Source organism: Bacillus sp. FSL K6-0268 (genome assembly GCF_038005425.1).
Lineage (GTDB): Bacteria > Bacillota > Bacilli > Bacillales > Bacillaceae_G > Bacillus_A > Bacillus_A thuringiensis_S.
The window spans coordinates 2,474,065-2,500,139 of the sequence record NZ_JBBOTF010000001.1; the positions used below are offsets into that span (position 1 = coordinate 2,474,065).

Sequence of the window (26,075 nt, forward strand, 5' to 3'; positions counted from 1 at the left end):
TAATATTGAGATTTTATTCTACAGACAGTACAATTCAACTATAATGAACACGCTTTCATAATTATCATTTTATTTATAAGCAAGAGGAGGAATGATTATGGCTCAAGCAAAATCTAACCGAGTCGCCGGCAATATTTTCAAAGGTTCTGTTGGCAATTTAATTGAATGGTACGACTGGTACGTTTACTCTGCTTTCGCTGTTTACTTCTCAGCAGAGTTCTTTCCTAAAGGCGATCCAACGAGTCAGTTACTAAACACAGCGGCTATTTTCGCAGTTGGATTTTTAATGCGCCCTATCGGGAGTTTATTAATGGGACGTTATGCGGATCGGCACGGACGCCGGGCAGCATTAACGCTTTCCATTACGGTTATGGCCGGTGGTTCTTTAATTATTGCCTGTACACCGAGTTACGAAAGTATCGGTATTATGGCACCAATTATTTTAGTTCTTGCCCGTTTACTACAAGGATTATCACTCGGCGGAGAGTACGGAACTTCCGCAACGTATTTATCTGAAATGGCTAGTAGTGGACGCCGTGGCTTTTATTCAAGTTTCCAATATGTAACGCTCGTTGCTGGGCAAATGGTTGCGTTAGGCGTTCAAATTGTTCTTCAGCAATTACTAAGCGAACCAGATATGAAAGCTTGGGGATGGCGTATCCCGTTCATTATTGGAGCGATGGGCGCAGTAGCTGTATTATGGCTTCGCCGCACGATGGATGAGTCGGAGCAGTTCTCAAACATAAAATCACAAAAACGCGAAAGCGCAGGAACCGTTCGCGCGCTTATGAAACACCCGAAAGCAGTATTAACAGTAGTCGGCCTAACATTAGGAGGCACTGTTGCATTTTATACGTACACAACATATTTACAAAAGTTCATGGTAAACACAGTCGGTCTTCCGAAAGAAGTTGTAAGCTGGATTAACTTTGTCGCACTACTTATTTTCGTCGTACTTCAACCGATTGCAGGGCTACTATCCGATAAAATTGGACGCCGCCCACTATTAATGGCATTCGGTATTCTCGGAACATTACTAACAGCGCCGATCTTCTTCTTCATGGAAAAAACGACAGAACCAATCGTAGCATTTTTACTCATGATGGTCGGTCTCATTATCGTTACTGGTTACACATCAATTAACGCAATTGTAAAAGCAGAACTCTTCCCAACTGAAATCCGCGCACTCGGCGTAGGTTTACCATATGCACTAACCGTCGCGATATTCGGCGGAACAGCTGAGTTCATCGCTTTATGGCTAAAGAGTATCGGAATGGAATCACTATTCTACTTCTACGTAGCTGGCTGTATCGCGATAAGCTTTATTACGTATTGGCGTATGGATGAGTCATCGAAAACTTCGCAGATTGAGGCGGAGCTTGGTGGTGGGGACAATTTAGTTAATAATAAATCTAGTTAAAATGATGTATTCTATAATCTTCGTTTATCTGAACTCGATTTACTTTATCTAAGAAGGCATAATTCATTAAGATATAATTTAAAAACCTCTACTTATGAAGTGAACCCCGAAAACGGGACACCAATCAAAACACCTAAACCACTTGTTCCCTAAATTCTTTAGGGGATAGGTGGTTTAATTTTTCTTGAATTCGCACACAATTGTAGTAATGAATGTATTCTAGCACAATCTTTCGCACAGTTGTGTTGGATACTTTTGTTATCTTTTGTGAATAGAAAGCTTCACTTTTTAAATGACCAAAGAAGCTTTCCATGACGGCATTATCATGGCAATTTCCTCTCCGGGACATGCTGGTGATCATGCCGTTTTCTTTGGCATACGCTTGAAATTCTTTTGCTGTATAAATACTTCCTTGATCCGAGTGAAGAAGGACATCTTTTACTTTTCGCCCTCTCATTGCTTGTTTCAATGTTTTCATCGCTAATGTCAGTGTTTGTGATTCGCTGATGACACAACTAATCATTTCACGATTAAAGGCATCCATGATCGTTGATACATACAAGGTACGCTCTCCAAATAAGAGATACGTCACATCCGTAAACCACTTTTCATTTGGTTTGGATGCATCGAATTGGCGCTCCAATCGATGAGGGGCTACCATTGGTTCCGCACCATTGATATATTTCTTTTTCTTTCGACGCACTTTTGAAAGAATATGATTTTGTCTCATGATTCGTAATACTTTTTTATGATTGACACACAGTCCCATTTTTCGAAGAGTAGCGGTCACTCTTCGATATCCATACCGGAATTTATGCCTAAGACAGACGTCCTTTACTTTTTCTTCTATATCATCTTTCAGATCTTCCGTTCGTTGTAACCAACGATAAAATGTAGAACGGGGTAATTCTAATACGTTACACAAGTCTTTTACCGTTATTTTTGTTTGTACATTTCTCCATAAAGTAACTACAGTTTCTGGTTTCAGCCCCTTTCGATTTCCAGATACTTTCCCCATACAAGTAATTTTGTTTTTAGATGTTTATTTTCTAAACGTAGCTGTTCTAATTCACTGAGCTCTTTTGGTCCTTTTCCATAAGAATATTGTTTTCCTACAGGTTGTTGAAAACGGTACGTTTGATCGGTACGATACCACTTCATCCACGTCTTAATTTGGGAAACATTTTTAATTCCAAGCTTCTCCATAATTGTCCAATTGGAATATCCATCCTTTTTCATTTCAATCACTTTCCACTTTACTTCTTCTGGGTAATGAACTCTTGTCTTCAAACGAAAAACACCTCCAATGAATTTGCATACTTAGTATGCGAATTCAGGAGGTGTTTTTTTCATGTACCACTATTCGGGTTCACTTCATTATACATAAGCTTTTTTACTCATGATTAGATATTTTTCAAATGCTACACCTTAATGCAAGTCTTAAAAAGATTAAATATAATAGTCAGGATTTTCATCCATTTTAATTAAAAATTCTTCTAAAGAATCCGCTATTTTCTCATCTTCAGAGTAAGTAGGACATTGACCTAATTCATTTTCCTCTTTAAATTTAATTGTTAAAAAGTTAAGTTCTGTTACTTCAAAAAACACTAATGAATCATCATCTAGGTTTGGATTATATTCATAAATATCTTGCCTTAAACGGAAATCTGCAACTGAAATCGGGTCCATAAATCTGTTGAAAAACGTTCTTGTATCAGACTTAAAAAAAACACAACCTATTTCTTGATAAAAGCGTTTCAGTTCTTTTGGAAGTTCCATTTGTAATAAGCTTTCTGCCTCATCTATCTCATCTTGATATATAGGATAGAAAATAGGTTTTTGTTTAGAACGGACACTTCTGTCTGCTACAACATATTCTTTTAAAAAATTAAACATAATTTTTAATACCCCCTATTAAAGAAGGGTTATTTTTAACGCTTCCTCAAGCATTGTATTAAAATCATTATATGTGTTCATTACCGTACCAGATGGTTTATCAAGTTCTAAATAAGTACCGTCTGATAAGCTCTTACAAAACCACGCAATATTTGAATCGCCAAAGAAAAGATACTCTTTTTGAAATTCATTTTCATACCAAATCTCATTGGTTTCTATAAGCCCGCAAATTGATTCGTCCCTTTCTGTATCTAACAAATAAGAGTCAACTCCATAAAGTACTAGCCCGTTAAAATCTAATCCATTTACAGTTTTAAGAAACTCCTCATATTCACTCGGTAGGTCAACATTATAACTCTCTTTCATGCGTTCTCTTAATTTCTGAACTTCACTATCTGTTGCTGGTGTATTCAGTTTATCATTAAAACTTTTCTCTATTTTTTCAATTTCTAAAACCATATTTTTCTACATATAAATTTCACCATTGCTTCAGCTTGAATCAGTTCAAAAATTTCTTTTTCATTTCCCTCATAATTGTTTAACATTCTTAGAATTTTTAAATCCTTTACATCCATGTCACTAACTCCTATCAATTATTTTAGGACTTTCTTTTACATGTTTGCTTCTGAATCCCATACCTCGATAAATTCAAAACCTTTTAAATCACTTTCTAACACTGTATTTCTAAATTCATCTGATACAAAAACGGAAGGAATATGTAATATTTCATTTAAGTAAACTTTAAATATTGTTTGGTTCTTAACCATATTAGGTAAGAATGCGTATTTTTTGAAATCTATTACTAAGCCAGAACGTAGTTTCTTTAGTATAGCTTTCTCATAGTTAATAGCATCTAGTGCATTTAAAACGTTAATTATATAATACACTTCTCCCGTCACATCATGAATTAGGGGAAGAAATTCTACATTATCACCAAGTATAGACTCTAAAAATTTTTTAGCTTTCCCACTAACCATTGGCGTACCAACTTCTCCCCAAAAATGAGGCAAATCACTTTGATTTCCTTCTTCTACACATTTAATACGTATTTCTCCCCATGAATCAGATGCTTTTACTGCCGAGTCAATTTTCCCTTCAAAATACTTTTTAGAATCTTCTTCTAAGTTCAATAGTTGAAAGGATTCATAGTCATCAAATGAACTCTTTAATTCCCAAATTTTCATTTTTACTCTCCTTTGTTATTTTTCTATTATAAGATTACTCTTTCTTCGGTTTATTTAATTTTAATTCACCATTCAATAAACGTTCTCTTATATCATGTAAGGCGTCAACAGCATCTTCTTGAGTACCGCCCCGTTTCTTAACAAGACTTAATACTCTCTCTACTTCAAGTATATACTCTGAACTATGCTTTCCTATGTGTAAGACTTCAGTAGTCACGTATTTATTAACTTTATAAGGTAAAAATACTCCATTAGCCGCCGAATCATGGTCTATCCCAAATTCCTTTAATAATTTTTGTGCCTTTTCTGCCCTACTATCATTCCAAGGTGTTAGATGATGTGCTGCATTAGAATATGGGGGTGGTTCAATCCCTGCATCCTTAAGTTCTTCACGTAATATTTTAGATGCTGTATACGAATCAGGATACTCATTTTTCACTTCAACTCTATCAAGAACTTTATCCGCATAATCTTTTATTACTTCTTGTACACCTTTAACTCTACTTCTTCCACCAGTTTCAGAAAACATAAATGTATCACGGGCTTCTTGTAAAACTTCAAATGTTTTTATCTGATTGCTACCAAAGCCACTAGTACCTGCGAATGCAAATCGTTCTTTCAATGGTAAATGATTCGAAACAGACGAAATACCTTCTGAGAATTTTGTTAGATTTGCAGTAGTTGCTACCTTCGATACTTTACTTAATCCTTTATCACCAATAAGTCCTAATCCAACTTGTGTTAAAGCATAACTTCCCCATTTAGCACGACTTTCAGCATCTCCATTTATTACATCATTAATAAATGAATCTGACAATGCATTATACATCGTACTAAGGGTATCAATAGGGTGCAAAGCAGCGTTCCCCATGTTTTCCCACGTTTCCCAATCTCCTAAAGCTTTTATTCCGTCTATTGTATCGCTAACTGCTTGTCCCGTACCATCTACAATACCGTCCCATATTTTTTCACCAGTAGATTTTTCTGGTAGCTTACCACACATTTCACCTTCTTCAATTGAATTGGCAGCTTGTCGTGCCCTCTCTTCTGTAATCGCTTGAATTGAAGTTGTCCATTCCATATTCAACCCTTGCATACTAAATGTACCACTTGCAGGACTAAACCCTTTCCCACTTTGGACTTCCGCAAGACCTGCAGCAATACTCGCTGCTAATTGAATTGCTGTACTATAATTATTACTAGAGGTCTGATTGAATTGATACAAATGATCCAGCTTTTCTTGCAGTTTTTTCCTCATAACAATAAAAAGATTTACCATGGCATCCATACCCGGCATTGGCATAGCTTGATTGACAGCTTCCATACTTGTTTTCATTCGGTCAATTTCCCGAATTTGTTCTAATATCTCGTGTTCAATTACATCTGCCTGAGCTACCTGTGATTGAAAGTCACTTGGAAAAGCATCATTTTGACGGATTAATTCTTCACACAAATAAATGATTCCTTGTGCCAAAGGTCGAAAGGTTTGTACAAAAAATGCTTTTGCACTACTATATGTTTGCCCTTGTAAAACAGTATCAACTGCAAAAGCGTCAATCGACTGAATGGCTTGTTCCATACCTTGAATAGTAGCGGTACATACAGCATTCATGCTTTGAGTTTGGCTTCGTACCTCTCCCAAATACATATTTAAACTCATGCATTGACCTCCCTTGTTAATTGTTGTTGTTGATAGGAAAGGGCGTTTTCTAAATCATTAAGGTCTCGTCTTTCTTTAAGCAACGTTTCTTTTTTGTTTTCCAATTCAAATGTGACTTTTCGTTCAATATGTTGTGCATCTTGATACGTATTCATAAAAAACTGGGACATTTCTCTATCACCATGCCAAGTTCCTAAAATTCGATCAAACAAACGACGATTTCGACTTCTACATTCATAAAAATCTGCTTCCGCTTGTTCTTGAGCTTGAATCGCAGATTGATTTCGGTCTTGTTCTTCAAATACACTTCGTAACTTTTGATTTACTTGATTAATTTGTTTTTCAATATCTTGACTCATCTTTTTCCTCCTACTATTTTACTTTACGTAGGTTGTCACATTAGCGAAAAGTATTGTGAAGTTCGTTATCCATTCTCTCAAATTCATTAGATACCGAATGAATATTATCAACCGCTTGTTGAAAGGCAGCGGAAAATTGTTTCGTCAAGTCTAATATTTGTTGATTCGCTTCTTGTGCTTTGAAGTTAACAGATAATGTTGTACGCGTCGCCTTTGTTATAGAACGAGTTGTTACACTTTGAATCCTATCAGAGGCTGATTCCATTTTCGTAGCAATTTGCGTTGCTGTTTGTAAATTACTTTGAAATTGTCCCATTCTTTCAAACCCTTTCTATAAGTTTTCCAAACGCATCAAAGAAATCTCATAAAATATATATCCCTATCAATATCACTCGCTCTAGGCATGCAATCAAATGAGCCATACAATATAAGCTGTATGGCTCATTTGAAATGCTTGTTATATAGAGTATGACAATTTTTATTTCAAACCGAAATTACGTGATAATTCTTCATCATGAGAAGCAACAGCTTCTGCAGTTTTATTCAGCTGCATATTAATTTCTTGTAATAGCTGTGCAAAGTTTTGTACTTTTGGCTTTAATTCATTGAACTGTTGATCAAAACCTTCGAAAGCACGACCTTCCCATTCTCCTCTTAATTCATTTTGCAAGTTTTGTAGTTGACTTAAAATGTCCTCAATTTGATTTGCACCTTGTCCATATTGAGCCGCTTTTGATTTAAGCTCCTCTGGTGACATACGAATTTGTCCAGCCATTTTCATTTCCCCTTTAATACATAATAAGCAAAATATATTTTGGTTAATTTTACTAAATAGATTATAATGTATTATTTTGAACTTTTAAACACTTTATCTTTCTATTGAATATTAGAATATTAATATTCTACTTTTTCTTGCTTTACAAGATTTTATGCAAAAAAGACCACCAAAAGGCAGTCCCTCAAAACTCAATCCCATCCCTGAACTGACCCCATAAAGTTAGACAGGTCGTTTCATTAGGCAGCCTTTAGGGCATGAGTTCGATATTGTACCGGACTCATGCCTTTTAGTTTTGCCTTAATTCTTTTGTGATTATAATAATCGATATATTTTTCAAATTCTTGTTTAAAGTGTTCTATGCTTTCAAAATCTTTTAGATAAAGAAATTCAGTTTTCATAATACCAAAGAAACTTTCAATAACCGCATTATCGTAACAGTTCCCTTTACGAGATATACTTTGCGTAATCTTGCGTTCCTTTAGGGCGTGACGATACTTCTTCATTTGATAATGCCAGCCTTGATCAGAGTGAATAAGGAGTTCGTCTTCTTCTGTCAATTGTTGAAAAGACTTCTCCAACATCTTCGATACAAGTGAATAGGTTGGTCTTGAATCAATTGTATAAGCGATTATCTCTCCATTAAATAGATCTAACATCGGTGATAAGTAGAGCTTCTCGCCACATAATTTAAATTCTGTTATGTCTGTAACCCATTTTTCGTTCGGCTTTTCAGCTTTAAAATTACGTTCTAAAATATTTGGCGCAATCTTACCTACTTGTCCTTTATACGAGCGATATTTTTTCATACGAACTAGACTCTTTAAACCTAACTCTTTCATAATTCGTTGAACTTTTTTATGGTTGATTTTGTGTCCTTCGTTCATTAACTCATCGCGAATACGGCGATATCCATAACGACCTTGGTGTTCATCGTAAATGTTTTGAATTAAGGATCTTTAGCTCTTTATCTTTATCTGGTCGATTAGAATTCTGTATCCAGTAATAATATGTACTTCGTGGGAGTTCTGCTAATTTTAAAAGTGCCTGCACCGGAAATGCTTTCCTTAGTTCATAGATTACTTGCGCCTTATCTTGTTTGGTGATTTTTCCTTGTTTTGAACTAAGGCATTCAACTTTTTTAAATAAGCATTCTCCATACGCAAACGCTCCAATTCAGCTTGTAATGTTTCTACTGACTCTTCTGTTTGTGTTTGTTTCTTAATTGATTTTTGACTGTCCTTAGTCATAGATTGACGCCCCTTTTTCTTCGATTTAAGGGCGTCTACTCCTTTTTGATGTAGCTGAATACGCCATTTTCTAATAAGTCCAGGTGAAGAAATATTAAAAATGACTGCCGTTTCGTTTGGAGACGTCCCATTTTCGAACATATAATTTAGTACGTCTAGTTTATACTGTGCAGAATACGTTGTATAGCCTTTTTCAAAGGCCCGGATTCCATGATATTCAAATTGTTTTATCCACATGCGAACCACTTCGTGATTCGCTCCCAATGATTTCGCAATATCTTTTATACTCTCACTTCCATCTTGATAATGTATTACTGCATTCATTTTGTCTTCTGAAGTAAATTTAGTCATAAAAAAACTACACCTCCAATTGTTAGACTGTGTCTAACAATTGGGGTGCAGTTTTTTTATTGTTTCTTGCAAGTGAATTATTTATATTCCTGTCTATATAATTTAAACGAATAAATAGCTCCAATAAAAAATACAAAAGCTTCAAATAATATAAAGATTTGACGGAAATTCTCAATATCTTTACCAACTAAAGAAATAAATATAGCATTCATTAGAATTTGAGTAGTAAACATACGAGAAGTAATTTTTAAATAAATAGCATTTGTGCTTTCATCTGGTTTACCAATTTTTTTGTAAATAATAATAAGTGCAATTACTGAACCCAAAAATAGAAGTGCTGTAATTCCTACAACGATATTGAAATTGCCTGTACTTTCTAACATCCATTTATTTAATAGATCAATCATTATTATCTTCCTTTCCTACATAAGAGAATATTTCGTCCTTCTTTTTCACTATAATAAAAAAAGAAAAAGGAAAACATCGAACTTTCTTACAAACATTCGTGTATTCTTACAGTTTTGTCATTTTGTAAATGTATTCATCGCCTTGCCTTTCACTATTTTCTTTGGAAAACATAGTGAATTACGAGAAAGAGCGCTACAAGATCAACTTCCAAGGAGTAGTGCACTAAAACTCTTAATTAATGCAATTAGTTTGTTTTAAAGTAGTAAGTGGACAATACTTCTTAGTTGTAGAAAGTATCGAGATCCCTGTGCCAATTCCAGCGTTTGCTGCAGCTCTATTAATTGGTTTAGGAATAATCCTGCTTTGTTCTTAATTTAAGGAACTCCAAACAGCCCTACCTTTCAATTGATAAACCCTCAAGTGTATGAATGCTTGGAGGTTTCTTATAAAAAAAAGACGCCATAAGGTGCCCCCACAATTGGGTAGATAAGACTTTAGTTTTCCAATCTAAAGAAGTTTTGTATCAGCTCTTTGAGAGTATATCATAATATTCGGTTCATTTATTATGTATTTTTACATACCTATAAAAATCCCTCTATTTTCCACTTAATAAAATGAATTACCAATATTAATAAGATTCAAATAAACTTTTCTACAAATTCAAAACATTTACAAAATAAGAAAAGTGATATATTTAAGGTGCAAGTTATAAAAAATATTAAGGGGGATTTATTATGTTCAAGAAATTAGTAGTTGGAGCATTAGCAACTGGTATTAGCTTAATTGTTAGTGCATTTGGAACACCGTTTAATAATAGGATGCAGGTGTTAGCCATGTTACATAGTAAATTCGTTGAAGATTCGGTTCTGGTGCAAAAATGTTAGTTGAAAACATAGAATAGCAATTTTCTCTTCATTTCTATCTTATGAAGCTAAGCCAAACCATTTAGGAATAAATTCTTTCTGATTTTGGACAGACTTATCCGGTAAAACAAGTTGCCCGTTTTTTATCATATGCATAGATTCGACACCACTCAATATAGAGATTGCTGTTTTAGATGACTTGAATCTCTACAGGATAGGCAGGGTTCTTATCTACTGTTATCACACGAGGTTTAGAAACATGCGAAAAAGCCAAGGCTTTCTTGAAAAAGCGCTTGACTGCTGGTTTATCTCTTGATTTACTTAGATAAAAATCAATTGTATTACCCTCTGAATCAACTGCACAATATAACTATATCCATTGACCTTTTACTTTTCTTTCAACTTAGGTCTTATATCTTTCTGTAACGTTTGTGAGGGATTTAAGTGTCAATTCTTTGTACGATAAATTTCAATGTTAAAATCCGCTTTTTTCTTTTTTCTTTTTTCTTTTCTTCAGACCCTCTTATTGATTCTTCTAAACACTTCAATAATACGTCTTCACTTTTGCATCGAATAGCTTCATAAATTTTAGGTCCAATGTTCTCAGGCAATTGCCTAACTGCAACATAGAATCCACTAAACAACATTTCTAATTCACTTGCTGTAAACTCATACTTCTTTAACTCGCCTTCCGATTTGCGTACAGATTCATTCACCAGAGCATTCTGTGTTATATCTAACAAACATATTAAATAATCGTATAAACTTGCATTTTCTTATATATATTCAATAACTTGCAAACGTTCATTAGGAAATCTTCTCAACGCTTCCATTTTTATCTGTCTATAACTCGGAGTGTGCTCATGAATATCTGTTAAAAACTCTTCAGTGCTCATAACTCTTCCCCCTACATACTCATGTTATATATTTTAACATGTATAACTCGTCAGAAATAGAAACATTTATTTAGAATGCTAACGGATAACCATTTTTAATTTAATCCCATAGATGAGGTCTTTTTAAACCTAAAGCCCTCATATCTCTTAATAATTGCCCTGTATGTACGGCTTCATGATACGCCATTCTCATTAACATATCTCCAAGGTTTCTAGTATATCCTACATCTGAGCGATCTATTTTTATATTTTCAAGATCTTCCTCATTTAATCCCATTATAAAATCTAAGAAATTTTTTCGATAAGGTTTTGCAAAATCAACCTCATCTTGAATGGTTGTAAAATCGCGTGTATTGAAAGGATTTGGTTCATCATCGCTATAGGGCAAACTTTTTCTAGTCTTTAAAATTTCAAGATATAAATATTCAGCTTCTAAAACATGCCGTACTTGTTCTAATATAGTCATTGAAGATGAATCAACCCTATGAAATAAAACCTCACTGGGAATAGAACTCCATAAATTTAAACTTCTCCGGCGTACTTCATTAGAATTCATAATTATTAGTTCAATTTTGTTCATAAAATAACTCCCTTTACACTTAACTAATTACAATGCTGTATCATTTTGAATCTTATCTAATCTTTTTCTATCAAATAAACCAAGACTTACACCTACGATTGATGATACTATCGCGAAAGCACCTGCAACTAAGAAGATTGACAAAACATTTATTGACTCAGCCAAAAAGCCAGCTATCATAGCACTAAAAGGTAAAGCTAAAAATGCTACCATTCTAGTAGAACTGATAACTCTTCCGAGCAACTTGCTAGGTACAGTCTCTTGTCGCAATGTAAACCAATTAATAGCTAATAAAGTAACTGATCCTTTAATAAAAATTTGACAGAATACTAAAATTACTAAGCTGAATTGAGAGAAGTACAGGAGCATCTGGGCAAGTCCTATAACAATCCCTGAATAAATAATAACATTTCCTCTTGGAATATGTTTAAATTTACTTGCAAAATAAACAGCCAAAATTGGTCCAATTGCCTGTAATGAAAAAATTAATCCAATATTTATAGGACTCAAGCCTAGATAATCTTTCAAGTAATACATAAAAAGAGATTCTACAGCTCCAAATCCTATATTAATACCAAAAATAACTAGAGAACCAACTAAGATAATTTTCGTTCCAAAGACATATCTTAGTCCTTCAACAATAGGTTTTACTAATTCAGGGCGTTTCTTCTCTTCTTCAGCAAAATCTCTAAATTTTAAAAATAAAAATATTGTTCCTGATAAAAAGAAGGCCACACTTGTTATTAATAAAACATTCGAATTCCCAAAAAGCGCTATTGCAATCCCCGCTACGGCAGGTCCCAAGAATGTGATAATCGTTTCGCTTAGTCTAAAGAATGAGTTACCTTGAATAAGATCCTCTTTAGATAAGATTTCAGGAACTGCAGATTCAAAACTAGGATGATGAAAAGCTGCTAAAGCAGATAAGGTAAAAGCGGCAATATATATAACTATTATGCTGTTATAACCACTTAAAAAAAGTATAGGAACTACGAGTACAAAAAGCGCTGAAGCATAGTCTCCTATTATCATTATCTTCTTTTTAGACATTTGGTCTGCTAATGCCCCACCTATTAAACTAAAAATAACTTGGGCTCCAAGCTCTAATGCTAGTACGAAGGCCATTTTACTTGGAGAATGGGTTAAATCATAAACAATTAATGGAATTGCTATAGTGAAGAACCACATTCCTAATTTACTTATTGTCATCCCAGAAAAAAGTATTACATAATTCTTATTTAAAAAAACTTTAGGTAGCATATCAAATCACTTCACTTTTAACTACTTGACCACAGAGAGGACAATCTAACATTTTTTCCCACGAAGAAACAGTATTAGTTTCTAGGGTTAAAAAGTCCACTTCCATAACTTTCCCTAAAGAAATAGGTTGTGCAATCTGCGTTAAAATTTTTAATGCTTCATTAACAATTGTTCCAGCTACAATAGCTACGTTTGGACTTATAGCAGCATTGTTTCTAGTAAACTCCATGTTATTCATAGCTTCTAATTGCTCGTCTTGTTTATCGTTTAATTGTCTTGCATAATTAATGTGACATTGTACACAACCTGTCTTAGAAGGAATCATAGAAAAGAATCTACCACGAGTATTTAATACTCCACCATAAATCATTGGCAGATTACATTTAACCACACCTTCGTTTACCCAGTTTGCAATATGTAATGTTGGCTTATCTGCAACACATATCACAAGCTCAGTTCCTTCAATATGTTCAATCACATCTTGAGGTGACTCTATTTTCTTATTTATAATTTGAAGATCCACATTAGGGTTGAATTGGGATATTCGCTTTTTAGCCATTTCAACCTTACTATTCCCTATATCTGATTCCGAATAAAGCAACTGTCTATTAAAATTACTTAATTCAATATTATCAAAGTCCAGAGCTTTTATATTATGAAATCCTAATGCTGCCAAATGATACAGTACTTGTGTTCCAAGTCCTCCTACACCAAGAAGTGCAATAGGCGTTTCTAAAATCTTTTCTTGAATTTTATATTTATCTTCTCCGAATTTCGTGAATAGTGAAAAATAATTTATATTCGCTTTATATCTTTCTAAGGTGTAATCATTGAGTTCTGGTACAATTGAATTATCTTCTAAATAACCTTCATTTCCTAAAACTTTTATAGCCTCAATAATTTCATTTGAACTAATATCAGGAAATTCTTTTTGTACTTCTTGAACGATGTTTGGAATGTTTCTCTGGCCATCTAATTTATTTATTAGAAATGAGATGCTACCAGTAGGGTCTGGAATTATACCTGCTAAACCTTCTTCTTCACCAATTTGAATTTCTTTATTTAGGAAAAAATAAGGGATAGTTTCTTTAAATTTTGGTTTCATTTTATAACATCTCCTTAATTAATTGATTAATTAAAAAATTAAGAAGAACCGGAAATCCGGTTCTTCTTAATGACTTAACCTGGTACATTAGTAAGTGCATTAGCAGCAACTACTTTTTTAGAAGCTTTTTTTACTTTAACGATCATATGTAATCACCTCCTACATTTGATAAATCTAGCATAACACACAAAAAAGAGAAATTACATAATAGTCTGATAGTTTCAGGTTGAGAAACTTTTTTTTGAAAATTATAGAAATAACTATTTTTAGTAGTTTATTCACCTGTAAAAAATCAATCCATAAGCAAGTTTAAGTCTTGATAGGTTAAGTTTCCATTTGAATGTAATAATTTCCCCTGTTTAAAGGTGCTGCTTATCTTATCAAGGTTTGTTAGAATATTCCTAAAAGCTGAAGATCCAAGACTCACTCTCTCAATTTTTAGTGTCTTTATGTTTTGCATGGAATTTAAGTTTTCACTTTGAAGCAAATTTATAGGTAACTCTATATTTTCTCTAAGTACTTTTATTGTCTCAATATCCTTAACTCCAGGAATAAAAATACAATCTGCTCCGGATTTTTTATATTCTTCTGCACGAACGATTACATCCTTAATACGATCTTTTAAATCGCCAATATCTAGCCAAAAACTATCAATTCTTGCATTTATGAAAAGATGAGGCGAATAAGCTTTAATAAAGTCTAAAATGACCTTTTGCTCATTAATTTCTCTTAAATACGTACCTCTCCCATCCTCTATATTTATACCTACCACTTCAAATTTTTCTAACTCATTTAATATTTTTCGTAAATCAAAAATATTAGCGGCATATCCTCCTTCAATATCAGCTGAAACAGGAAGTTTGGTATTTTTCGAGATATTACTAATGGAATTTAACATTAACTCTAAAGGAATCTTCTCGCCATCTGGATAACCTAAGGTTGCTGCGATACCAGCACTAGTAGTCCCAATCGCTTGAAAATCGTTTCTCTCAAAAATCTTAGCACTTGATGCATCCCATGCATTTGGAAGCATTAATGGATTGTTTTGATCATGTAACGTTCGAAATAACTTAATTTTCTCTTTAAATTCCAATTTAAACACCCTTTAGTAAATTATTTTTTTAGTTTTACACTTGACTTTTTTTGCACCTACTAGTTATGTTGTTTTACATAACGGATTAAATTAGATCTTGCAGAAAGGATAGGTGTGAGTATATGAAAATTGCGATAGTAGGTTTAGGACCAAGAGGTATATCAGTATTTGAAAGAATAGTCTCTAATATTTTATCTGAATTAAAATCAGAATCTTATGAAATTTCCTTGGTTGATCCACATCCTCCAGGTGGAGCTGTATGGAGAACAGACCAGTCACCTCAACTTTTAATGAATACAGTGGCTTCGCAAATCACTTTATTTACTGATGATAGCGTCCAGTGTCGGGGTCCTATCGTTAATGGGCCTAGTCTATTAGAATGGGCAAATGAATTAAGGGATAAAATTGACACTTTGGATATGCCCACCGTTATTACAGAAGAAATTTATTCCTTAGAACCTAACTCTTACCCTACAAGAGCTCTATACGGCTATTATCTTAAAGATTCATTTAATACTATTCTTGAAGAATTACCCTCAAATATTAAGATTAACTTAATTCAAGACACATTAATTAATCTCTATCCGAACAATGAAGATTATACTTTATTTCTTAATAAGTCTTTAACACCAATTAAAGCTGAAAAGGTTATCTTTACAACTGGGCACTCAGATCAGAAATTAACTTCAGCTGAAGAACATTTCTTTGAGTTTGCTAATAGTAACAACCTAAATTACTTCCCACCATCCAATCCAGCAGATGTTAATTTAGATTCAATAGAACCTAAAACTCCCGTAATAATAAGGGGATTAGGCCTTAATTTTTTTGATTACATGTCACTTTTAACAAGTGGGAGAGATGGAAAGTTTGAAGAAATTAATGACAAATTAAATTACATTCCCTCTGGTAAAGAACCTTTATTAATTGCAGGTTCTAGGCGAGGCTTACCTTATCACTCTAGGGGACAAAATCAAAAAGGTTCTTCAGAAAGACATATCCCACTATTTCTAAAAAATGAAGTTATCGAGCAGTTAAAACATAAAAATAACCTAAGCTTTAAAAAAGAGATATGGCCTTTCGTAAAATTGGAAGTTGAAAGTATCTATTATACAACTTTAATTCGCAATCTCTATGAAATAGAAAAATCTTGTCAGTTCCTTTACGAGTTTGTTAATTGTGCCATAGAATACCATAAGGATCTTTTAATCAACTTTGGAGTAAAATCAGAACTATTTTTTGATTGGCACAAAATTAGTTGTCCTTATGGTGATAAAAAATTTAATTCAATAACAGACTTTCATAATTGGTTAGATACTTACTTACATAATGATATTAACGAAGCAAACCTGGGTAATAAAAACAGTCCACTAAAAGCCGCATTAGATGTTTTAAGGGATATCCGAAACGAAATAAGAATACTTGTTGATCATGGAGGAATAAATGCTGAATCTTATAAAGAAGAGTTACGCAATTGGTATACACCTTTAAACGCATTTCTTTCAATTGGCCCTCCTGTTCAAAGAATCAAAGAATTGAGGGCATTAATAAGAGCCGGAATTTTAGTTTTAGTTGGACCTGAAGCAACTGTAGCTACTTCACCTATAAATAAAGATTTTAAAATTAGCTCTAACCGTGTTAAGGATTCGATATTTCATGCAAAGAACCTAATTGATGCTAGACTACCCTCAGTTAATATAAATCAAAGTAAAAATATTTTAATCTCAAATATGTTAAAAGCAGGTCTAGCCTCAGAATTTAAGATTGCAACGAACAATAATTATATTTTTGAAAGTGGAGGTTTAGCAGTGACTCCCCCCCAAATAGATTAATAGATAAAAACGGTAAAGTTAATCCTAATTTATACTCCTTTGGAATTCCAACAGAAGGCGTTCATTGGGTAACTGCTGCGGGAGCGCGACCAGGGGTTAATTCTGTAACACTCCTTGAATCCGATTCAATTGCAAGAGATGTTCTAGGCTGCAATATTACAATTAATAATGTGTATAAGCAGACCATTAGCTGAGGAATTATTCCTCAGCTAATGGTCTTAAATTGGTTTTATGTATAACTCAACCACTTGTTATAAACATCATCAACAAACTTTTCACTCAACCCTGTGTATGATTCTGGATTAGTAAGGGAATTTATCTCTTCATCGCTAAAATACTTCTTAATTTCATTGTCTTCTAATAAAATATCTTTTAAATCTTTGTCTTCTTCAAAAGCTCTCATTGTTAATTCGTACAATAAATCATGGGCAGTAGTTCTACCAATTATCTTCCCCAATTCTAACATTACGTTCTCAGATACTATTAAACCTTTGGTAAGAAAAAGATTCTTTTTCATTTGTTCTTCATTTACTATTAAGTTTGTTAAGACATTTTTAAGTTGTTCTAATGCGCCGCTTAAAGTTATGCAAATTTCCGAAATATAAGACCATTCAGATTGCCAAAATGTAACATCTCTTTCGTGTTTCTGAATCATACTGTCAATAGCTAAAGTTGATTTTCTATTGACTATTTTAGTTAATCCCACAATATAAGAGCAAGTCATAGGATTTCTTTTATGCGGCATAGTGCTACTTCCTACTTTACCAGAATGGTACCCCTCTTCTACTTCTCTAATCTCTGTTCCTTGAAGGCTTATTATTTCTTCTGCAACTTTAGCTGTAGTTGCTCCAATCATATTTAAAATCATGCTAAATTCTGCAAATCGGTCTCTAGACGTGTGCCAAGATACTAAGGGTTCAATTAGGTTTAAATTTTTTACATACTCTTTTCTAACAGCTAACCCTTGCGCTCCTAATGAAGCTAAAGTACCAACTGCACCTCCCAGTTGCCCCACTAAATATCGGTCTGCACCTTGTTGTAACCTTTCTAAGTGACGACCAAGTTCATCTGACCATATAGATATCTTATATCCAAAAGTAATCGGTAAGGCATGCTGACCTAACGTTCTGCCTGGCATTACTGTTGACTTATATTGCTGGCTTAATCTCAAACATATCTTTAATATTTCTTGAGTTTGATTATAAATAAGTTCATGAGCACCTTTAATTTGCAGGTAAGTCCCGTGTCAATTATATCTTGTGTTGTTGCTCCCCAATGAATGTACTTACGTGATTCTTCATCACATAAACTCTCGAACTCATGTAGGAATGCTACAAAGGGGTGTCCAGTTTTTTTCATTCCTTCTCTAATCTTATTAAAATCAAGTTTATTTTGGTCAGCTGCATTTGCAATATTAGTCGCTGCATTTTGAGGTATAATACCTAATTTAGCTTCAGCTTTTGCTAAGGCAACTTCTGAATTAAGCCACAATTGTATTAAATTCTCGTCTGAAAAATTTGTTCTCATTTGTTTTGTACCAAACTGGTCCTTAAAGATTTCAGAATCAATTGGTGTCGAATTCATTAGTATCACCTTTCTTTTTCATTAATTTAAGATAAAATATCTACTATTGATATTAGCATATTAATGTAAGTAATTTGTCTTAAAATTGATTTTATATATTTTTGAAACCTAAAATGAAAAGGAATACGGGAACAAAAGAACAAAAAAACACAACAGATAAAAGATTCTTTTCGTAACAAACGAAGGGATCTTTTATCTGTTGTAAGAACCATGGGTTCCCAAGAATACTTCACCTATCATTTATTCATTTCCTGTTCCCAATTATCAACTTAAATATCCGCTACTCCCTGTTCCAATGGCTACACATCTCCTTTTGTTACTGTAGCTTGTTCATATAACGTGTTTAACGATGTTATTCCCCATAAAGAAAAAGATAATCCACTTAAAATTGTAATCTCGATGACAGTTTTCCCCTTACCTTATATAACGTAGAAAGCTGAAAAAGTACTTGTTATATTGTTATTATTCCTTCATACTCGTCTCTACATAGTCTAAATTCAATTCATTAAATTCTTCTAATGTATCTAACGCTCTAACGTATTCTATGGGGGTATTTCTTTCTTTGTTGGATAATAGCTTGTTGTATTTTCCCATCTGTTTGCAATTTTTCGACAGCAATGTCTCATACGATATGAAAAACTCTACTAGGGTGTCTTTTACCCAATATTCAAAAGGTTACATGTGTTTGCTGATTAAAAATTATTTCCTTATAAAGGATAGAATCACAATAATTATGCATATAATTCCGCCTAAAAGCTTGTCCTATTTCAGTGATTTTGTCTAAAAAATTTTGCGTATTTTTTTAACTGTGTTCCTTTAAAATTTCTCATTTCTCATGAGTCTGTTCAGTTTTTTAAAGTGTAACTTTGTTTAAAAAGCTTTGCAACAGAATTACTACCAGTAACACTCGTCATATAATTAATAATTTGTTGTATATATTCACTATTAATAATAGGCCATTGAATACCTAATAATTTTAGTGTTTTTTGAGTTTCAGTCGAATCAAGATTTATTGGTTTATAACAATTATCTTTTGGTTCTTCAAATGTCATGAGGTTTTGAATATCTTCCTGTTTCTTTTTATCTTTAGAAAGTTCTAAAATAAATTGTTGATACTCTGTTTCAGAAATTACTTTAATTGGATATCCCATTGAATTTAGTAATTTTACAAGTACATTTAAATTTAACGTAAGATGATTGTATATATGATTTACGCAATTTTTGCTATTTTCATGTATTTCATTTGAAGTTACAAACCCTGTGATAATTTTGCTGCAATAATCTACAGGTGTAAACTCAACTTCACTTGATAATAATACATCTGTCACGATACCATATTGTAATATAAATTTTAATTTGCTCATAAATGCATTTTCGGTGAAGTTATATTGATGTTGTCCATCGATATATCTATTTGTAAGATTTCCTACTCTATAAATAGTAGCATCTGTTCCCGTTAATATTGCCTTGAATATTTCATATTCCGCCAAAAATTTACTTTTCACATACACATTATCTTTGTAATTTTGTTTTACATAAAAATCGCTTTCTTTAAATATTGTTTCCGTTTCATTTAATGCAAATTGTCCGGCTACACCAGTTGTAGATATATGATGTAAATCCTTAGTATCACCAACAAATGCAAGAAGTTCTTTTACCGCCTGGACATTTGCTCTTTCAAATTCACTATACTCGCCAAAATGTTTTGTTAAAGCTGCAGCATGAATAACAGTTGATATTTGTTGATGAAGCTCCTTATATAATTCGTTTTCTAATCCCATATTTTGTTTAGCTAAATCACCTTGTACAATAAAGATACGTTGATTTACTAAAGATTGATAGCTTACAAATTTATTTTTAAAATAAAATTTTAACATGTGTAATAAACGATTATTTGCCTCTTGTTTATTTTCCCCACGAACTAAACAATATATCTTACATTCTGTAGTATCCAATAGTTGTTCTAGTAGGTGAATACCTAAGAATCCTGTAGCACCTGTTAAAAGTATTTTGCTATTATTACTAAATTCGTGTCTTTTTGTTTTCTTTAGCTTCTTTGGAGGAGTTGTCAATTTAATATCTAATGTATCTGAATGTGAATTTACTTTATATCCATATTGAATTTTTTTAGCTATATTATTAATTGTTTTTAATTCAAAGTAATCTTTAATAGTTACATTCCAACCTTCAGAAAATGTTTTTACTAAAGTACTCATAATTTTTAAAGAGTGCCCACCTAGATCAAAAAAATTATCATTTATCCCAATGACAGAGGAGTCAATCCCTAATACCTCTGACCAAATTTCTACCATTTTTTGCTCTACTCTATTCCGAGGTGCTATATATCCCTCGTTCGTTTGTATAATAGAGGCCCATGCAGGTAAAGCATCTTTATCTACCTTCCCATTAACAGTTAATGGCAATGATTCTATCTTGATAAAATGAGCCGGGACCATATAATTTGGAAGATGTACCCCTACATGTTTTCTCCACTCTTGTGTATCTCCTTCGCCCACAATATAGGCTACTAAGATGTTATCTCCAAATGAATCTTCTTGCGCTACCACAGTAACTTCTTTAATGTCTGGATGATTTCCTAATATTGTTTCAATTTCACCTAACTCAATTCGAAATCCTCTAATCTTAACTTGTTTATCAGCTCTTCCTATATATTCTATATTTCCATCAGGTAAATATTTAACTAAATCACCAGTCCGATATAATCTATCATTAGAGCTATTCTTGAATGGGTGTGGGATAAATGAGGCCTTTGTTAATTCAGGTTGATTCAAATATCCTCGTGCTAATGCGATACCTCCTATATAAAGTTCACCTACTGTCCCAATAGGGACAAGTTTTTTAGCTTCATTTAATACATATACCTCTACATTGGGAATAGATCGACCAATAGGTGGTGTCCCTTTGCCGCTATAAATGTCTATAGTAGCAACCGATGCTTCTGTTGGACCATATGCATTTATAAAGAGGTGATTTTTCACCCATCGTTTTGCCACTTGTTCACTACAGACTGAACCCGCAGAAATAACAGTTTGTAATTCCTCAAATTTAGATTCATCTAACAGATTTAGTACCGTAGGTGGTAAAAATGCATGCGTAATTTTTTTTTCTAGCAAAAACTGGGTAAGTGGCTCGACTGGCATAATATCTTGTTGACCACATACATATAAAGTTCCACCAGACACCAGAGTTGCGAAGATATCATATAGTGAAACATCAAATGCAATTGAAGAAAACTGAACTACCTTACTACCCGTATTTAATTTTGTAAAATTAATGCTGGCATTAATAAAATTACATAGACCTTTTTGTTCATAAAGGACACCCTTTGGATTTCCTGTGGATCCAGATGTATAAATTACATATGCCAAATTATCTGGTTTAACTTCAATTGTAGGATTTATATTTTTTTCTCTCGAAATATTCATTTCATGTTCTTTTATATCAATACAGTCTATTTCTTTAGGTATCCACTGTGTTAGATGACTTTGTGTCAGCAATACTTGTATGTTGGCATCTTTCAAGATATATTCAAGCCTCTTTGTTGGATATGCAGGATCTAGTGGGACATATGCGCCACCAGCTTTTATTATTCCTAATATACTTACAATCATCTCTAAAGAACGTTCTATATAAACCCCTACCATACTTTCAGGGCCTATGTTTCGTTTTTGTAGATAAAAAGCTAATTGATTTACTTTTTCATTTAATTCCTTATAAGTTAACTGTTGATCTTTATATACCAACGCAACAGAATCTGGATTCTGAATTACTTGCTGTTCAAATAACTCTTGAATCACCACATCTTTTTGATAATTGCCCTCTATGTTAGTCCATTCATGTAATAATTGCTTTTCTTCGTTCTTAGTGAGTATTCTTAGATTCTCAATAGGTTCCTCCGGAAATTGTAAAATTTCATCTAGCCAAATTTCAAAAGATTGAGCCATTCTTTTTATTGTAGAAACCTTAAATAAGTCTGTATTATATTCAAAATCCACTTGTAATCCTGTTGGTATCTCTTCCATTGCTATAGTTATATCAAACTTTGCACCATTCATATGTCTAGGGATTTTTTCTACGCTATGATCTAATAATTTTGGTAACTCTTTTAATTGATTGTGAAAAACAAACATTGTCTGAAATAATGGAGAATAACTCATATCACGTTCTGGTTGTATAGCTTCTATAACTTTTTCAAAAGGAACGTCCTGGTTTTCTTGTGCATCTAACATTTTTTTCTTTATTTGTTGGACCAATTCTTTAAATGTTATATTATTTGAGCAATCTGCACGATAGACTACAGTATTTGCAAAGAATCCAATAAGATCTTCAACTCCTGGATAATTCCTATTTGCAATCGGGCTGCCTACTAAAATATCTTTTTGATTGGTATAACGAGAAAGAAACCCTTGATAACTTGCTAATAATGTGGCGAATAATGTAACGCCTTCCTTAGAATTGAATACTTTTATTTTTTCTAACAATTTATTGGGTATGACAATTTGATACGTATCTCCATTATAGCTTTGTATTATTGGACGAGGATAATCCAATGGGAGTTCCAATATAGGAAGTAAACCGCGTAATTCTTTCCCCCAATATGCTATTTGTTTTTGTATAATATCTTCTGTTAACCAACTTTTTTGCCATTTTGTAAAATCAATATACTGAACAGGTAAAGGGGGAAGCTTTTCAGTTTCGTTTTCTAAAAATGCCTGATAAAAACTCATCCATTCATTGATAAAGGTATCTAATGACCAGCGATCAAAAATAATATGATGGATGGTACAAAGAAGTACTAACTCTTTATTGTCCATTATTATTAAATGAGTACGTAATAAAGGTCCTTGGCTTAAATCAAATGGCTTTTTAGCTTCTATTTTTGATATATTTTCTATTTTAGATGTTTTATCTTCAGGAGAAAGATAACGCAAATCAATTACTGATAAGGGAACTGTTATATCTTGTTGAACAATTTGCACTGGTTTTCCGTCAACTTCATGAAATACTGTCCGTAGAATTTCATGGCGATGTATTATTGCATTATATCCTTTTTTTAACATCTCAATGTTCCATTTTCCTTTTAAACGCCATGCAATCGGGACATTGTAAAGCGCACTATTTGTTACAATTTTATCCATTATCCATAAACGCTGTTGAGCGAAAGATAATGGTTCGTATTGTTCACGTTTAACTGATTGTAATGGTGTAAAAACATCGATCTCCCCCATTTTTCCCAATAAAAATGTTAAACGTTTTGAGAAATGTTTAATGGTAGGGTATTCAAATATATCACGTATTTGTACTAGAATCGAAAAATCAACACCTAAACGTGAAGTTATTTTAGTTGCTAGGAGAGAGTGTCCACCTAACTCAAAAAAATTATCGTTTATTCCAATGGCAGAGGAGTCAATCCCTAATACCTCTGACCAAATTTCTACCATTTTTTGATCTACTCTATTCCGAGGTGCTATATATCCCTCGTTCGTTTGTATAATAGAGGCCCATGCAGGTAAAGCATCTTTATCTACTTTCCCATTAACAGTTAATGGCAATGATTCTATCTTGATAAAATGAGCCGGGACCATATAATTTGGAAGATGTACCCCTACATGTTTTCTCCACTCTTGTGTATCTCCTTCGCCCACAATATAGGCTACTAAGATGTTATCTCCAAATGAATCTTCTTGCGCTACCACAGTAACTTCTTTAATGTCTGGATGATTTCCTAATATTGTTTCAATTTCACCTAACTCAATTCGAAACCCTCTAATCTTAACTTGTTTATCAGCTCTTCCTATATATTCTATATTTCCATCAGGTAAATATTTAACTAAATCACCAGTCCGATATAATCTATCATTAGAGCTATTCTTGAATGGGTGTGGGATAAATGAGGCCTTTGTTAATTCAGGTTGATTCAAATATCCTCGTGCTAATGCGATACCTCCTATATAAAGTTCACCTACTGTCCCAATAGGGACAAGTTTTTTAGCTTCATTTAATACATATACCTCTACATTGGGAATGGACCGACCAATAGGAGGTGCTCCATCTCCTTTGTATATTCCCGCAACGGTATAAACTGTAGTTTCTGTTGGACCATACGCATTAATAAAAAGGTGATTTTGCATCCATCGTTTTGCCACTTGTTCACTACAGGCTGATCCCGCAGAAATAACAACCTGTAAATCTTTAAATACAGATTCATCTAACAAATTAAGTACCGTAGGGGGTAAAAGTGCATGTGTAATTTTATTTTTTTGCAAGAACTGAGTAAGTGGTTCAACTGGCATAATATCGTGTTGACTACATACATATAAAGTTCCACCTGAAACTAGGCTAGTAAATATCTCAAATACTGAAGCATCAAATGATAATGAGGCAAATTGAATATTTCTACTGTCTGAATTCATTTTTGTTAAATTAATACTAGAAATAATAAAGTTACATAAGCTTTTTTGTTCAATTAATACCCCTTTGGGTTTTCCTGTAGATCCAGATGTATAGATTACATATGCCAAATTATCTGGTTTAACTTCAATTGTAGGATTTATATTTTTTTCTCTCGAAATATTCATTTCATGTTCTTTTATATTAATACAGTCTATTTCTTTAGGTATCCACTGTGTTGGATGGTTTTGGGTTAGCAATACTTGTATGTTGGCATCTTTCAAGATATATTCAAGCCTCTTTGTTGGATATGCGGGATCTAGTGGGACATATGCGCCACCAGCTTTTATTATTCCTAATATACTTACAATCATCTCTAAAGAACGTTCTATATAAACCCCTACCATACTTTCAGGGCCTATGTTTCGTTTTTGTAGATAAAAAGCTAATTGATTTACTTTTTCATTTAATTCCTTATAAGTTAACTGTTGATCTTTATATACCAACGCAACAGAATCTGGATTCTGAATTACTTGCTGTTCAAATAATTTTTGAACAGTGTGTTCTGGTCTGTTTGATAATTTAAGATTAGTATTCATTATATCACTCCTTGAATATTATATTTAACAGTACTCATAGCGGTCCCAACAACAAAGCGCGAATTTCATACGCTCAGGAATTATAAAGATTATAGCCTTAGCGTACAGAATCTATGAAATGTTGGTGCTACCCCATAAGGAAAACGTAAACAATCTCATTAGGCATATTAACTTTTAGGGGCAATGCCTTAATAAGTCAATTATATAACAAGTATTAACATTTGAAGGTTTAAATTTTAAAAATTTAGTCAATTAAGAAAACAGAATGATTCATTGTATTTGCATCCCTAAAAAAATCCCATCTGTTCATTTTGTACAAAAAACTTTAAATCAACATTGATATTATAATGAATTAGTTAAATTATAAATATAAGTAAATAGCGAAGAATATTGCATTCTTACTGAAAGATATATATATTTATCTAAAAATAATATATGCATTAAATATATACATATAGTTATACGCATCTATTAATAAATCCATCATCATCTTTTCTTTTTAAAGTGTTCCAAATATAAATTAATGTATAATTTATATATAACAAAGAAAAA

The 26,075-nt window shown here is 33.0% G+C and carries 21 protein-coding genes and 4 pseudogenes; 4 read left to right on the plus strand and 21 right to left on the minus strand.

Annotation, left to right across the window (positions count from 1 at the left end):
• The first annotated feature begins 97 nt into the window (after positions 1-97).
• Complete coding sequence (locus MHI28_RS12780; RefSeq protein WP_000035841.1) at positions 98-1,420, plus strand: MFS transporter; 1,323 nt, start codon at positions 98-100, stop codon at positions 1,418-1,420.
• Between the two features lie 133 nt (positions 1,421-1,553).
• Here the strand turns inward: MHI28_RS12780 and MHI28_RS12785 are convergent.
• The 12 genes and pseudogenes from MHI28_RS12785 to MHI28_RS12840 form a co-directional block, all read right to left on the minus strand.
• Positions 1,554-2,710 (minus strand): IS3-like element ISBt2 family transposase gene (locus MHI28_RS12785; protein WP_340828016.1). Its coding sequence is split into 2 segments (ribosomal slippage): positions 1,554-2,458 and positions 2,458-2,710, totalling 1,158 coding nucleotides; the frame shifts between segments, so codons are not numbered across the junction.
• Positions 2,711-2,869: 159 nt separating this feature from the next.
• A complete protein-coding gene (locus MHI28_RS12790) occupies positions 2,870-3,316 on the minus strand; it encodes an SMI1/KNR4 family protein (RefSeq protein WP_340828017.1) in 447 nt (148 codons plus the stop codon).
• 18 nt (positions 3,317-3,334) lie between these two features.
• The gene (locus MHI28_RS12795; protein ID WP_002162911.1) at positions 3,335-3,775 is read right to left on the minus strand and encodes a YrhA family protein; all 441 of its coding nucleotides are present in this window, start codon (positions 3,773-3,775) and stop codon (positions 3,335-3,337) included.
• Positions 3,766-3,891 (minus strand): hypothetical protein, encoded by a 126-nt coding sequence (locus tag MHI28_RS12800; protein WP_340828018.1) that lies wholly within the window; start codon positions 3,889-3,891, stop codon positions 3,766-3,768. The genes MHI28_RS12795 and MHI28_RS12800 overlap by 10 nt, the downstream gene beginning before the upstream one ends.
• A 36-nt stretch (positions 3,892-3,927) precedes the next feature.
• Positions 3,928-4,500, minus strand: coding sequence for an imm11 family protein (locus tag MHI28_RS12805; protein WP_000707085.1), 573 nt, complete (start codon positions 4,498-4,500; stop codon positions 3,928-3,930).
• 34 nt (positions 4,501-4,534) lie between these two features.
• On the minus strand, positions 4,535-6,160 hold the full coding sequence (locus MHI28_RS12810; protein WP_086413384.1) for an AHH domain-containing protein: 1,626 nt from the start codon (positions 6,158-6,160) through the stop codon (positions 4,535-4,537).
• Entirely contained in the window at positions 6,157-6,519 is a 363-nt protein-coding gene (locus MHI28_RS12815; protein WP_000076127.1) for a DUF3958 family protein, read from the minus strand. The genes MHI28_RS12810 and MHI28_RS12815 overlap by 4 nt, the downstream gene beginning before the upstream one ends.
• Positions 6,520-6,559: 40 nt before the next feature.
• On the minus strand, positions 6,560-6,835 hold the full coding sequence (locus tag MHI28_RS12820; protein ID WP_086413383.1) for a TIGR04197 family type VII secretion effector: 276 nt from the start codon (positions 6,833-6,835) through the stop codon (positions 6,560-6,562).
• Between the two features lie 162 nt (positions 6,836-6,997).
• Positions 6,998-7,294 (minus strand): WXG100 family type VII secretion target, encoded by a 297-nt coding sequence (locus MHI28_RS12825; RefSeq protein WP_086413382.1) that lies wholly within the window; start codon positions 7,292-7,294, stop codon positions 6,998-7,000.
• Positions 7,295-7,405: 111 nt separating this feature from the next.
• Positions 7,406-7,507, minus strand: a pseudogene (locus tag MHI28_RS12830) (ornithine cyclodeaminase); the annotation flags it as partial.
• A gap of 26 nt (positions 7,508-7,533) precedes the next feature.
• Positions 7,534-8,895, minus strand: a pseudogene (locus tag MHI28_RS12835) (IS3 family transposase).
• Positions 8,896-8,972: 77 nt separating this feature from the next.
• Entirely contained in the window at positions 8,973-9,302 is a 330-nt protein-coding gene (locus MHI28_RS12840; protein ID WP_000566275.1) for a hypothetical protein, read from the minus strand.
• A 139-nt stretch (positions 9,303-9,441) separates the two neighbouring features.
• Between MHI28_RS12840 and MHI28_RS36145 the strand changes: the two are divergent.
• Both MHI28_RS36145 and MHI28_RS12845 read left to right on the plus strand, forming a co-directional pair.
• Positions 9,442-9,558, plus strand: a pseudogene (locus tag MHI28_RS36145) (transposase); the annotation flags it as partial.
• A 479-nt stretch (positions 9,559-10,037) separates the two neighbouring features.
• Positions 10,038-10,187, plus strand: coding sequence for a hypothetical protein (locus tag MHI28_RS12845; RefSeq protein WP_000473828.1), 150 nt, complete (start codon positions 10,038-10,040; stop codon positions 10,185-10,187).
• Between the two features lie 39 nt (positions 10,188-10,226).
• Here MHI28_RS12845 and MHI28_RS12850 read toward each other — a convergent pair.
• The 6 genes and pseudogenes from MHI28_RS12850 to MHI28_RS12875 all read right to left on the minus strand — a co-directional run.
• Positions 10,227-10,560 (minus strand): annotated as a pseudogene (locus MHI28_RS12850) (DDE-type integrase/transposase/recombinase); the annotation flags it as partial.
• A gap of 46 nt (positions 10,561-10,606) precedes the next feature.
• Positions 10,607-10,882 carry a hypothetical protein gene (locus MHI28_RS12855; protein WP_001005922.1) on the minus strand — a complete coding sequence of 92 codons (276 nt, stop codon included), beginning with the start codon at positions 10,880-10,882 and terminating at the stop codon, positions 10,607-10,609.
• 280 nt (positions 10,883-11,162) lie between these two features.
• A complete protein-coding gene (locus tag MHI28_RS12860) occupies positions 11,163-11,642 on the minus strand; it encodes a DinB family protein (RefSeq protein ID WP_001033113.1) in 480 nt (159 codons plus the stop codon).
• Between the two features lie 27 nt (positions 11,643-11,669).
• Entirely contained in the window at positions 11,670-12,902 is a 1,233-nt protein-coding gene (locus MHI28_RS12865; RefSeq protein WP_000937089.1) for an MFS transporter, read from the minus strand.
• A 1-nt stretch (position 12,903) separates the two neighbouring features.
• Entirely contained in the window at positions 12,904-14,007 is a 1,104-nt protein-coding gene (locus MHI28_RS12870; RefSeq protein WP_086413211.1) for a HesA/MoeB/ThiF family protein, read from the minus strand.
• Positions 14,008-14,299: 292 nt separating this feature from the next.
• Positions 14,300-15,100, minus strand: coding sequence for an isocitrate lyase/PEP mutase family protein (locus MHI28_RS12875; protein WP_000394562.1), 801 nt, complete (start codon positions 15,098-15,100; stop codon positions 14,300-14,302).
• Positions 15,101-15,222: 122 nt separating this feature from the next.
• On the opposite strand from MHI28_RS12875, the gene MHI28_RS12880 reads away from it, so the two are divergent.
• Positions 15,223-16,929 carry an FAD/NAD(P)-binding protein gene (locus MHI28_RS12880; protein WP_340828019.1) on the plus strand — a complete coding sequence of 569 codons (1,707 nt, stop codon included), beginning with the start codon at positions 15,223-15,225 and terminating at the stop codon, positions 16,927-16,929.
• A gap of 229 nt (positions 16,930-17,158) precedes the next feature.
• Here MHI28_RS12880 and MHI28_RS12885 read toward each other — a convergent pair whose 3' ends face one another.
• The 3 genes from MHI28_RS12885 to MHI28_RS12895 all read right to left on the minus strand — a co-directional run bounded on the left by MHI28_RS12885 (position 17,159) and on the right by MHI28_RS12895 (position 25,523).
• Positions 17,159-18,100 (minus strand): class-II fumarase/aspartase family protein, encoded by a 942-nt coding sequence (locus MHI28_RS12885; RefSeq protein ID WP_340828020.1) that lies wholly within the window; start codon positions 18,098-18,100, stop codon positions 17,159-17,161.
• Positions 18,101-18,108: 8 nt separating this feature from the next.
• Positions 18,109-18,513 (minus strand): lyase family protein, encoded by a 405-nt coding sequence (locus MHI28_RS12890; RefSeq protein WP_340828021.1) that lies wholly within the window; start codon positions 18,511-18,513, stop codon positions 18,109-18,111.
• 845 nt (positions 18,514-19,358) lie between these two features.
• The gene (locus tag MHI28_RS12895) at positions 19,359-25,523 is read right to left on the minus strand and encodes a non-ribosomal peptide synthetase (RefSeq protein ID WP_340828022.1); all 6,165 of its coding nucleotides are present in this window, start codon (positions 25,521-25,523) and stop codon (positions 19,359-19,361) included.
• Positions 25,524-26,075 lie beyond the last annotated feature (552 nt).